Source organism: Mycolicibacterium boenickei (genome assembly GCF_010731295.1).
Classification (GTDB): Bacteria; Actinomycetota; Actinomycetes; order Mycobacteriales; family Mycobacteriaceae; genus Mycobacterium; species Mycobacterium boenickei.
This window is the reverse complement of the sequence record NZ_AP022579.1, coordinates 4,795,406-4,807,405: the sequence shown is the minus strand read 5'-3', so window position 1 is coordinate 4,807,405 and position 12,000 is coordinate 4,795,406. Positions and strand designations below refer to the sequence as shown.

Sequence of the window (12,000 nt, the reverse complement as noted above, 5' to 3'; positions counted from 1 at the left end):
CATGGCCGACGAGGGCGAGGTACGCGAGCAGGCACTGCGAGCACTGCCATTGCCGTACTCGCTGGCCCTACGCCTGCGCGACGCCGGGGTCGCACGCGATGTCGTGTGCGAATACCTCAGCATCGAAGACTCCGCACTCGACGGTCTCTACCGGATCGCCGAGGCCAAACTGGCGGCCGCGCAGCGCCCATGAGGTGAATGTCGAGTCGGCGAACCGAAGTGGGGTAGTGAACTACCCCAGCCCGCACCCCCTGCCTGCGGACAGGATTCCGTCGGCGTCACATCGTCTCAACGACCTCAGGGGGCAGCGTGTATTCGGTACTTCGTCCATATGTCACCACTGGAATCGCCCTCACGGGGGCAGGCGTCATCGCAATGAGCCCGCTCCTGGCGCCACCGCAGGCCGTGCCGGATGTGCACGTAGCGGCACCGCGCATCGTCGATCATGCGCAGCTGCAGTTGACGACGCTGGGTATTCCGGATCTGGCAGCGGCGGCCCAAGCACTCCAGCTCCTGCTCAGCTCGGGCCCTCAGGCGTTGGCCGCGGTTGTGGGACAACTGGACGATATCGCCGGCGGCTCACTGCCGTTGGATCAAGCGTTCTACGACACCGTCGTCCACCTGCGCACAGGCATAGTGGGTACGGCCAACGGCGCCGCGAACCTGATCGTCGCCGTGACAGGTGCGGAAGTCCAATCCCTGGCGCACATCGGCCTTGGGGATGTGCTGGTGTTGGCGGTCGCCGCCGGAGCCGGGCAGGCGATCGATCTGATCGGCGCGCCGCTGGATGTCGTCAAGGATGTGATGGACGGCGTACCGCTGGTCGATTCGGTGCGGATCGTGCTGGCGAACGAAGTGGTACAGCCGATCTTCACGCTGCCGGTGATCGTCGGAATCGGGCTCAACAACGGCCTTCCCGCACCGATCGGCGGCGATCCCGACATCGGTGATGCGGTCGACGAGGGGTTGATCATGCCCGTGGTTCGGCAGGTTCAGAAGCTGCAGGTCGCGGTCTACAACGCCGTGTACCCGAGTCAGTCGCAACCCTTTGTGCAGCAATTGAAGTCGGGTGTCGAGGTGAACAGCACCGAGATCGAGCAGGCCGACGCCGTCACCCTCGACACCGCACCACACGATGTGGACGAACCTCGTGCTCCTCGCACGCCCAAACTCGTCGACCGGCTGGCGAACTCGACCAAAGGCGGAAACAAGGTGGCGCCCGGTGTCGTCGGTGGACACACCAAAATCCGGGCAGGACTCAAGGATTCCGGTACTGGGCTACGGACCGCGGTGAACGACCTCGGCACCCACGTCGACAGGGCGGTCAAGAAGCTCACCGGCGCGGACAAGGCCGGCACAGACGAAGGAGACTCGAACGCGCAGCCGGCTCAGGACTAGATCTCGAGTGCCTGATACGTGCGGCGGACGAATCTGGGTTGTGCGGTCTGGAGTTTCGCCGTCGACGTGTTGCCGCTGACGGCGGCGGCGTCCACCGACAGGTTCGGATGGTTCTGGATCAGGTAGATCAGGATCAGATCCGCCGAGGGGTCGGCCTGCCACCAGGTGCCGTAGGCGCCTGGCCAGCTGAAGGTACCCAGCCCGCCCGGGCCGAACACCATGCGCGATTTCTCCGGATCGGTCACCACCGACAGGTTCAGACCGAAGCCCCGCCCGATCCAGAACGGTGCTCCGAGGAACTGAAACTGCTTCTGTTCGGCAGTGAGCCGGTCGGTACGCATCACGCGGACCGACTCCTCGGACAGCACGCGCACGCCGTCGACCGTGCCGCCCGCCAACAACATCCGGGCGAATTTCAGATAGTCGTCGGCAGTGGAGAACAGCCCGGCGCCACCCGTGCAGAACGGGGGATCGGTGATCGGCGCGGGACCCATCACGTCGTGGGTCAGCTTGTTGTCGGGGGTGAGCTGGTACATCGTCGCCGCGCGCCGTCGACCGGCCGCGTCGACGGAGAAGCCGGTGTCGGCCATGCCGAGAGGGCCGAAGATGCGCTCGGACAGCACCTGGGACAGCGGTTTGCCCTCGATCCGGGACAGCGCGATTCCCAGCACGTCGGTGGAGTGACTGTAGGTGATGCGCTCGCCGGGCTGGTGGGCCAGCGGCAGCTTGGCGACCTCGGTCAGCCAACGGTCCTGATCCTGCCGCAGCGACAACTTTCCGTACGCCGACGCGAGCGGACCCAGCACCGAGAACACGTAGGCCAGGCCACTGCGGTGGGTCATCAGGTCGTCGAACGTGATGGGCCGGCGCGCGGGCTCGGTGCGGTCCAGCGGTCCGCGGGGTTCGCGCAGCACCCGCATGTCCGCCAGCTCCGGCAGCCACTTCGTCACCGGCTCGTTCAGGGCCAGCTTGCCTTCCTCGGCCAGCGCCATCGCCGCCGCCACCGTCACGGGCTTCGTCATCGAGGCGATCCGGAAGATGGTGTCGCGCTGCATCGGCAACCCGGCGTCGACATCGCGGTGACCGAGTGCGTTCACCTGCAGGACCTGGCCCGCCTGCCACACCAGGGTGACCGCGCCGGCCAGCAGCCCGGCGTCGATGGCCTCACGGATGGACGTCTGATTGCCGTCGAGGTTCACCCGCGCCAGGCTAGCGGGCGACCGCCCGCCCGTGGCGTCTCACCGTGCGTTCCCGACAAGTTCCGCCGTGGATTGGGTGATACTTCTCTGGCGAACACGGCGTGAGAAGAGGCCCATGACCCAGCAGGACCAGGTCGAGAACGAACCGAGCCCGGCACCCGGCGCCGAGCCCAACCCGATGCGGCGGGTGGCGTTCGCCAGCTTCGTCGGCACGGCGATCGAGTTCTACGACTTCTACATCTACGGCACCGCCGCTGCGTTGATCTTCCCTCACGTCTTCTTCCCGAACATGGGGTCGACGATGGCCACGATCTCGTCACTGGGAACCTTCGCGGTCGCCTTCCTGTCCCGTCCGATCGGTGCCGCGGTATTCGGTCATTTCGGAGATCGATTGGGCCGCAAGAAGACTCTGATCGCGACCCTGTTGATCATGGGTCTGTCGACCGTCTGCGTCGGATTGGTGCCCAGCGCCGCGACGATCGGTATCGCCGCACCGATCATCCTGCTGGTGCTCCGGTTGTTGCAGGGCTTCGCCGTCGGCGGGGAATGGGCGGGATCGGCGCTACTGAGCGCCGAGTACGCGCCAGTCGGCAAGCGCGGCATGTACGGGATGTTCACCCAGCTCGGCGCGGGCGCCGGGCTCGCGGTGAGCAACCTGGTGGTCTTCATCGTCAGTGTGACCATCGGTGAGAAGAGCGCGATGTTCCTGGACTGGGCCTGGCGGCTGCCGTTCCTGTTCAGCGCTGTCCTGCTGATCGTGGCGCTGTATGTGCGATTGAGCATCGACGAGACGCCCGTCTTCGCCCGCGAGCAGGTGGCCGGTGGGGTGCCCAAGGCGCCGCTGGCCGAGCTGTTCCGCACCCAGACCAAACAGGTGGCCCTCGCGGCGGGATGCATGGTGGGCATCTTCACCATGAGCTTCCTCGGCGGCACCTACCTGATGAGCTACGCCAGCACCCGCGTCGGGCACCCGCGCAGCCTGATCCTCGGCGTCGGGGTGCTCGCCGGCGTCGCACTCATGGCGTTCTCGGCGATCTCGGCGGTGCTCTGCGACCGCTATGGCCGGCGCCGCGTCATCCTCGCCGGCTTCGGGCTCGCGTTGCCCTGGGCGTTCGTGGTGATGCCGCTGATCGACTCCGGCTCCCCGGTGGGTTTCGCGGTGGCGATCGCCGGCATCTTCTGCATCTTCGGCCTGTCCTACGGCCCCATCGGGTCATTCCTGCCTGAGATCTTCGCCACCCGCTACCGCTACACCGGCGCGGGTCTCGCGTTCAACCTGGCAGGCATCGTGGGCGGGGCGATTCCGCCGTTGGTCGCCGGAGTCTTGGTGGCCACGCTGGGGAGCTGGGCTGTTGGGGCGATGATGGCGGCGTTCGTCGTCGTCAGCATCATCTCGACCGTGCTGCTACCCGAGACAAAGGGAACCGAACTGGACGCCGTCCTGAGTGACTCTGCGCGGTGACCGTCGCGGGCCGCAGGTTTGCGGCCTGCTAAGCTGCCGTGCAGTTCGACGTCCTTTAACGATCCGTCCAGAGAGGCGGAGAAGGAGGTCAGAGTCACCTCATGGGCTCTTCAGGTACCGACCGGGAATTGTTGTCTGCGGCGGACGTCGGCCGCACCATTTCCCGGATCGCCCATCAGATCATCGAGAAGACGGCTCTCGACGATCCCGCCGAACGTGAGCGGGTCGTCCTACTGGGTATCCCCACTCGCGGTGTGACCCTCGCCAAACGGTTGGCAGCCAAGATCAACGAGTTCGCCGATGTGGCGTTGCCGGTCGGTGCCCTGGATATCACGCTCTACCGCGACGACCTCAACTTCAAGCCGCCGCGACCGCTGGCGGCCACGTCGATCCCGCCCGGCGGTATCGACGACGCCGTGGTGATCCTCGTCGACGACGTTCTGTACTCCGGGCGTTCGGTTCGCTCGGCGCTGGATGCCCTGCGCGACATCGGCCGCCCGCGGGTGGTGCAGCTGGCGGTGCTGGTCGACCGCGGGCACCGGGAACTGCCGGTCCGCGCCGATTACGTCGGCAAGAACGTGCCGACCTCCCGCACCGAGAGTGTCCATGTGCTGCTGTCCGAGGATGACGATCGTGATGGGGTGGTGATTTCAAAGTGACGACACGTCATCTCTTGTCGGCGGGTGACCTCAGCCGTGATGACGCGACGGCGATCCTCGATGACGCCGACCGCTTCCGCGAGGCACTGCTGGGCCGGGAAGTCAAGAAGCTGCCGACGTTGCGCGGCCGCACCGTCATCACGATGTTCTACGAAAACTCGACCCGGACCCGGGTGTCGTTCGAAGTCGCGGGCAAGTGGATGAGCGCGGACGTGATCAACGTCAGTTCCTCGGGATCCTCTGTGGCCAAAGGGGAGTCGCTGCGTGACACCGCGCTGACCCTGCGGGCTGCCGGAGCCGATGCGCTGATCATCCGCCACCCCGCTTCGGGTGCGGCGCAGCAACTCGCCGAATGGACTGCCGAGGACGGCGGCGGCGGACCCAGCGTCATCAACGCCGGCGACGGTACGCATGAACATCCCACCCAGGCGCTGCTCGACGCCCTGACCATCCGCCAGCGGCTGGGCTCGGTCGAGGGCAAGCGTGTGGTGATCGTCGGCGACGTGCTGCACAGCCGGGTGGCCCGGTCGAACGTGACACTGCTGGCCACCCTGGGGGCCGAGGTGGTGCTGGTCGCGCCGCCGACGCTGCTGCCGGTCGGGGTGTCCGGGTGGCCGGTCACCGTGTCGCACGACCTCGACGCCGAATTGCCCGCCGCCGACGCGGTGTTGATGCTGCGGGTCCAGGCCGAGCGGATGAACGGAGCGTTCTTCCCGTCCGCGCGCGAGTACTCGGTGCGCTACGGGCTGTCGGAGAAGCGTCAGGCCATGCTGCCCGGCAATGCCGTTGTGCTGCATCCGGGGCCGATGCTGCGTGGCATGGAGATCGCGTTCCCAGTCGCTGACTCCTCGCAATCGGCTGTTCTGCAACAGGTTTCAAATGGTGTCCACGTGCGGATGGCGGTGCTGTTCCATCTGATGGTGGGTGCCGATCGGGAGGCGATCAGCGTATGACGAAACACAGCGCACACTCGAACCCGCCGGTCCTGATCCGCGGCGTACGCCTCTACGGCGAGGGCGACGCGCTCGACGTTTTGGTCGCCGACGGGCAGATCGCCGAGATCGGTACTGCTCTCAAGGCTCCCGAGGGTGCCGAGGAGATCGACGCGACCGGGCAGGTGCTGCTGCCGGGGTTCGTCGACTTGCACACCCACCTGCGCGAACCGGGCCGGGAATACGCCGAGGACATCGAAACCGGTTCGGCTGCCGCGGCACTCGGGGGCTATACCGCGGTGTTCGCGATGGCCAACACCGATCCGGTCGCCGATACCGCGGTGGTCACCGACCACGTGTGGAACCGCGGACAGCAGGTCGGTCTGGTCGACGTGCATCCGGTCGGCGCGGTGACCGTGGGCTTGAAAGGCAAGCAGCTCACCGAGATGGGCCTGATGGCAGACGGCGTCGGCCAGGTCCGGATGTTCTCCGACGACGGTCTGTGTGTCGACGATCCGCTGGTCATGCGGCGGGCGTTGGAGTACGCCACCGGCCTCGGGGTGCTCATCGCCCAGCATGCCGAAGAGCCCCGTCTGACCGTCGGTGCCGTCGCACACGAGGGGCCCAACGCTGCCAAGCTCGGACTGGCGGGTTGGCCGCGGTCGGCCGAGGAGTCGATCGTCGCCAGGGATGCGATCCTGGCCCGCGATGCCGGTGCCCGCGTGCACATCTGCCACGCGTCCACGGCGGGCACCGTCGAATTGCTCAAATGGGCCAAGGCACAGGGCATTTCGATCACAGCCGAGGTCACCCCGCACCACCTGCTGCTCGACGACGGCCGGCTGGCCAGCTATGACGGGCGCAACCGGGTCAACCCGCCGTTACGGGAAGCCGGCGACGCAGAGGCGCTGCGGCAGGCGCTGGCCGACGGCGTCATCGACTGCGTGGCAACCGATCACGCACCGCACGCAGATCACGAGAAGTGCTGCGAGTTCTCGGTGGCCCGGCCGGGCATGCTCGGCCTGCAGACCGCGCTGTCGGTGGTGGTCGAGACCATGGTGCGCCCCGGCCTGCTGACCTGGCGCGGCGTCGCCAAGGTGATGAGTGAGGCTCCCGCCGCCATCGTCGGTCTGCCCGATCAGGGCCGACCGCTGGAGGTGGGCGAGCCGGCCAATCTCACGGTGATCGATCCCGACGCAACCTGGACGGTCGAAGGCGACACGCTGGCCAGCCGCTCGGACAACACGCCATTCGAATCGATGACGCTGCCTGCGACGGTCACCGCCACGTTGCTGCGGGGGAAGATCACGGCGCTCGACGGGAAGTGTCCCCATTGAACACTCCCACGCTGATCGCCTCGCTGGTGCTGGCGGCCCTGCTGGCAGTGCTGATCGCTTTCCTGATCCGGCAGATGATGCGCGGCTGGCTGCATCGTGCGCAGCGACAGGCCGAGCTGATCGGCACCCTGCCGCCGCTGCCTGACACGGTCGGCGCGGCGACCATCCCGTCCACCAAGGGGATGTATGTCGGTACCACGCTGGTGCCGCACTGGAACGACAAGGTCGCAGCGGGGGATCTGGGCTTTCGCACCAAGGCGGTGCTGACCCGTTACCCCGAGGGAATCATGATGCAGCGCAGCGGCGCCGGACCGATCTGGATTCCGGCCGAGTCGATCACCGCGATCCGGACCGAACGCGGAATCGCAGGCAAGGCACTTACTTACGACGGGATCCTGGCCATCAGGTGGCGGCTGCCCTCTGGCACCGAGATCGACACCGGGTTCCGCGCCGACAATCGCGCAGAGTACGACCGCTGGCTGGAGGAAGAGGCATGACGAGCAACGCGAGCAAGAGCAACACGGCGGCGAGCCGCCAATCCGGCACGGCGGTCCTGGTACTCGAGGACGGGCGCGTCTTCACCGGTACCACCTTCGGAGCGGTAGGCCAGACCCTCGGCGAGGCGGTGTTCTCCACCGGCATGTCCGGCTACCAGGAAACGCTCACCGACCCCAGCTACCACGGCCAGATCGTGGTCGCCACCGCACCGCAGATCGGCAACACCGGCTGGAACACCGAGGACGGCGAGAGCCGCGACGACAAGATCTGGGTCGCCGGCTACGCCGTGCGCGATCCCTCACCGCGCGCGTCGAACTGGCGCGCCACCGGAACCCTCGACGAGGAGTTGGTCCGGCAGGGGATCGTGGGCATCGCCGGAATCGACACCCGGGCAGTCGTGCGTCACCTGCGTACCCGCGGGTCGATGAAAGCAGGAGTGTTCTCCGGCTCAAGCTTGGCCGGCACCGACGAACTGGTGGCCCGGGTTCTCGACCAGCCTTCGATGCTGGGCGCGGATCTGGCCGGTCAGGTCAGTACCGCGAGCTCCTACATCGTCGAACCCGAAGGCGGTCACCGGTTTACCGTCGCGGCCGTCGACCTGGGCATCAAGACCAACACCCCGCGCAACTTCGCCCGGCGCGGGATCCGCAGCCACGTGCTGCCGTCCTCGGTGACCTTCGATCAGATCGCCGACCTCGAGCCGGACGGGGTGTTCCTGTCCAACGGCCCCGGCGACCCGGCCACCGCCGACCACATCGTCGCGGTGACCCGCGAGGTGCTCGGTGCCGGAATCCCGTTGTTCGGCATCTGCTTCGGCAACCAGATCCTGGGCCGTGCGCTCGGCCGGTCCACCTACAAGATGGTGTTCGGCCACCGCGGCATCAACATCCCGGTGGTCGACCACATCACCGGGCGGGTGGCGATCACCGCCCAGAACCACGGCTTCGCACTCGAGGGCGAGGCGGGGGAGCAGTTCGACACCCCCTTCGGCACCGCCGAGGTCAGCCACACCTGCGCCAACGACGGTGTGGTGGAAGGCATCCGGCTGGCCGACGGACGAGCGTTCTCAGTCCAGTACCACCCCGAGGCCGCGGCAGGGCCCCACGATGCCGAATACCTATTCGACCAGTTCGTCGACCTGATGGCAGGAGACAAGTAGATGCCACGTCGCTCTGACCTCAACCACGTGCTGGTGATCGGGTCCGGCCCGATCGTCATCGGCCAGGCCTGCGAATTCGACTACTCGGGCACCCAGGCGTGCCGGGTGCTGCGTTCCGAGGGCATCCAGGTCAGCCTGGTGAACTCGAACCCGGCGACGATCATGACGGACCCCGAATACGCCGACAACACCTACGTCGAGCCGATCACCTGGGAGTTCGTCGAGAAGGTCATCGCCCAGCAGGCCGAGCGCGGCAACAAGATCGACGCCGTGCTGGCCACCCTGGGCGGGCAGACCGCCCTGAACACCGCGGTCGCCCTGCACGAGAACGGTGTGCTGGAGCGCTACGGCGTCGAGCTGATCGGTGCCGACTTCGAAGCCATCCAACGCGGCGAGGACCGGCAGAAGTTCAAGGACATCGTCGCCAAGGTCGGCGGCGAATCCGCCCGCAGCCGGGTCTGTTACACGATGGACGAGGTCCGCGAGACGGTGGCCGACCTCGGTCTGCCGGTCGTGGTCCGGCCGTCGTTCACGATGGGCGGCCTGGGCTCGGGCATGGCGTACTCGGCAGAAGACGTCGAGCGGATGGCCGGCGACGGCCTGGCCGCCTCGCCTTCGGCGAACGTGCTGATCGAGGAATCCATCTACGGGTGGAAGGAATTCGAACTCGAGCTGATGCGCGACAGCCGCGACAACGTCGTGGTGGTCTGCTCGATCGAGAACTTCGATCCCATGGGCGTGCACACCGGCGACTCGGTGACCGTGGCGCCGGCGATGACGCTGACCGACCGCGAATACCAGAAGATGCGCGACCTGGGCATCGCGATCCTGCGCGAGGTGGGCGTCGACACCGGCGGCTGCAACATCCAGTTCGCGATCGACCCGCGCGACGGCCGCCTGATCGTCATCGAGATGAACCCGCGGGTGTCGCGGTCGTCGGCCCTGGCGTCGAAGGCCACCGGCTTCCCGATCGCCAAGATCGCGGCCAAGCTGGCCATCGGCTACACCCTCGACGAGATCCTCAACGACATCACAAAAGAGACCCCGGCCTGCTTCGAACCCACGCTGGACTACGTCGTGGTCAAGGCACCGCGGTTCGCGTTCGAGAAGTTCCCCGGCGCCGACGCCACGCTGACCACCACGATGAAGTCGGTCGGTGAGGCGATGTCGTTGGGCCGCAACTTCATCGAGGCCCTCGGCAAGGTGATGCGGTCCCTGGAGACCAGCCGGGCCGGATTCTGGACGGGCCCGGACCCGGACGTCACGGTCGAGCAGCTGCTGACCGGCCTGCGTACCCCGGTCGACGGCAGGCTCTACGACATCGAACATGCGCTGCGCCTTGGCGCCAGCGTCGAACAGGTGGCCGAGGCCTCCGGTGTCGACCCGTGGTTCATCGAGCAGATCGCCGGCCTGGTCGCCCTTCGGGTCGAGCTGCTGGAAGCGCCGGTGCTCGACGCCGAGCTGCTGCGCCGGGCCAAGCACAGCGGCCTCTCGGATCGCCAGATCGCCGCGCTGCGACCGGAACTGGCCGGCGAGGCGGGCCTGCGCGCGCTGCGCCGCCGGCTCGGGATCCACCCGGTGTACAAGACCGTCGACACCTGCGCGGCCGAGTTCGACGCCAAGACGCCGTACCACTACAGCAGCTACGAGCTCGATCCCGCCGCGGAGACCGAGGTCGCCCCGCAGACCGAGAAGCCCAAGGTTCTGATCCTGGGGTCCGGGCCGAACCGGATCGGGCAGGGCATCGAATTCGATTACAGCTGTGTGCATGCCGCGACGACATTGAGCGCGGTCGGGTTCGAAACCGTGATGGTCAACTGCAACCCCGAGACGGTGTCCACCGACTACGACACCGCCGACCGGCTGTACTTCGAGCCGCTCACCTTCGAGGACGTGCTGGAGGTCTACTACGCCGAGGACGCCTCGGGTAAGGGCGAGGACGGCACCGGCCCCGGTGTCGTCGGCGTCATCGTCCAGCTCGGCGGCCAGACGCCGCTGGGCCTGGCCAAGCGCCTCGAAGAGGCCGGAGTCCCGATCGTCGGCACCGGGCCCGATGCGATCGACCTGGCCGAGGACCGTGGGCTTTTCGGCGAGGTGCTGGTCAACGCGGGCCTGCCCGCGCCGCGCTTCGGCACCGCCACCAGCTTCGAGCAGGCCCGGCGGATCGCTTCGGACATCGGCTACCCCGTGCTGGTCCGGCCCTCCTACGTCCTGGGCGGCCGGGGCATGGAGATCGTCTACGACGAGGCCACCCTGGAGGGCTACATCGCCCGCGCCACCCAGCTGTCGCCGGAACATCCGGTGCTGGTCGACCGGTTCCTCGAGGACGCGATCGAGATCGACGTCGACGCGCTGTGCGACGGCAACGAGGTGTACATCGGCGGCATCATGGAACACATCGAGGAGGCCGGTATCCACTCCGGCGACTCGGCGTGCGCGCTGCCCCCGGTGACCTTGGGCCGCAGCGACATCGAAGCCGTGCGGCGCGCCACCGAGGCCATCGCGCACGGCATCGGCGTGGTCGGATTGCTCAACGTCCAGTACGCGCTCAAGGACGACGTCCTCTACGTGCTGGAGGCCAATCCCCGCGCCAGCCGTACCGTGCCGTTCGTCTCCAAGGCCACCGCGGTACCGCTGGCCAAGGCCTGCGCCCGGGTGATGCTGGGCGCCACCATCGCCGAGCTGCGCGCCGAAGGCCTGCTGAACAAGAACAGCGACGGGGCCACCATCGCCCGCAACGCTCCCGTGGCGGTCAAGGAAGCCGTGCTGCCGTTCCACCGGTTCCGCCGGGCCGACGGTGCCCAGGTCGACTCGCTGCTGGGACCGGAGATGAAGTCGACCGGCGAGGTGATGGGCATCGACCACGACTTCGGCACCGCCTTCGCCAAGAGCCAGACCGCGGCCTACGGATCGCTGCCGGCCTCGGGAACCGTGTTCGTGTCGGTGGCCAACCGCGACAAGCGTTCGCTGGTGTTCCCGGTCAAGCGCCTTGCTGATCTCGGGTTCCGGGTGCTGGCCACCGAAGGCACCGCGGAGATGCTGCGCCGCAACGGTATTCCCTGCGACGAGGTGCGCAAGCACTCAGAACAACCCAGCGGAAGCCGCGACCTGCCGTCCGCGGTCGACGCCATCAAGGCCGGCGAGGTCGACATGGTGATCAACACGCCGTACGGAAACTCCGGGCCTCGCGTCGACGGTTACGAGATCCGTTCGGCCGCAGTGTCGATGAACATTCCGTGCGTCACGACGGTGCAGGGCGCCTCGGCCGCGGTGCAGGGCATCGAGGCGGGGATCCGCGGCGACATCGGAGTGATGTCACTGCAGGAACTGCACAGCGAGCTGGAATCGCACTGACC

Annotated in this window: 10 protein-coding genes; 9 read left to right on the top strand and 1 reads right to left on the bottom strand. The window is 67.4% G+C overall.

All coding sequences use genetic code 11. The features are described 5' to 3' along the window. Position 1 precedes the first annotated feature (1 nt). Together G6N57_RS22890 and G6N57_RS22885 are read left to right on the top strand one after the other, a co-directional pair. Entirely contained in the window at positions 2-193 is a 192-nt protein-coding gene (locus G6N57_RS22890) for a hypothetical protein (RefSeq protein ID WP_077739255.1), read from the top strand. Between the two features lie 182 nt (positions 194-375). Continuing rightward, on the top strand, positions 376-1,398 hold the full coding sequence (locus G6N57_RS22885; RefSeq protein WP_077739256.1) for a hypothetical protein: 1,023 nt from the start codon (positions 376-378) through the stop codon (positions 1,396-1,398). On the opposite strand, the gene G6N57_RS22880 is transcribed toward G6N57_RS22885, so the two are convergent. Further along, complete coding sequence (locus G6N57_RS22880) at positions 1,395-2,597, bottom strand: serine hydrolase domain-containing protein (RefSeq protein ID WP_077739257.1); 1,203 nt, start codon at positions 2,595-2,597, stop codon at positions 1,395-1,397. The genes G6N57_RS22885 and G6N57_RS22880 overlap by 4 nt on opposite strands. A gap of 115 nt (positions 2,598-2,712) precedes the next feature. Here G6N57_RS22880 and G6N57_RS22875 point away from each other — a divergent pair, with 115 nt between their 5' ends. The 7 genes from G6N57_RS22875 (at position 2,713) to carB (ending at position 11,998) form a co-directional block, all read left to right on the top strand. Further along, a complete protein-coding gene (locus tag G6N57_RS22875; RefSeq protein WP_077739258.1) occupies positions 2,713-4,059 on the top strand; it encodes an MFS transporter in 1,347 nt (448 codons plus the stop codon). Positions 4,060-4,160: 101 nt separating this feature from the next. Continuing rightward, positions 4,161-4,718, top strand: a complete 558-nt coding sequence (pyrR, locus tag G6N57_RS22870; RefSeq protein WP_070187432.1) for a bifunctional pyr operon transcriptional regulator/uracil phosphoribosyltransferase PyrR — start codon at positions 4,161-4,163, stop codon at positions 4,716-4,718. Next, positions 4,715-5,671 (top strand): aspartate carbamoyltransferase catalytic subunit, encoded by a 957-nt coding sequence (locus G6N57_RS22865; RefSeq protein WP_077739259.1) that lies wholly within the window; start codon positions 4,715-4,717, stop codon positions 5,669-5,671. Before pyrR ends, G6N57_RS22865 begins: the two co-directional genes overlap by 4 nt. Next, the gene (locus tag G6N57_RS22860; RefSeq protein WP_077739260.1) at positions 5,668-6,987 is read left to right on the top strand and encodes a dihydroorotase; all 1,320 of its coding nucleotides are present in this window, start codon (positions 5,668-5,670) and stop codon (positions 6,985-6,987) included. Before G6N57_RS22865 ends, G6N57_RS22860 begins: the two co-directional genes overlap by 4 nt. Further along, a complete protein-coding gene (locus tag G6N57_RS22855) occupies positions 6,984-7,484 on the top strand; it encodes a PH-like domain-containing protein (RefSeq protein WP_077739261.1) in 501 nt (166 codons plus the stop codon). The genes G6N57_RS22860 and G6N57_RS22855 overlap by 4 nt, the downstream gene beginning before the upstream one ends. Beyond that, entirely contained in the window at positions 7,481-8,644 is a 1,164-nt protein-coding gene (gene carA / locus G6N57_RS22850; RefSeq protein WP_077739262.1) for a glutamine-hydrolyzing carbamoyl-phosphate synthase small subunit, read from the top strand. Before G6N57_RS22855 ends, carA begins: the two co-directional genes overlap by 4 nt. After that, on the top strand, positions 8,645-11,998 hold the full coding sequence (gene carB, locus G6N57_RS22845; RefSeq protein WP_077739263.1) for a carbamoyl-phosphate synthase large subunit: 3,354 nt from the start codon (positions 8,645-8,647) through the stop codon (positions 11,996-11,998). Positions 11,999-12,000: the final 2 nt, after the last annotated feature.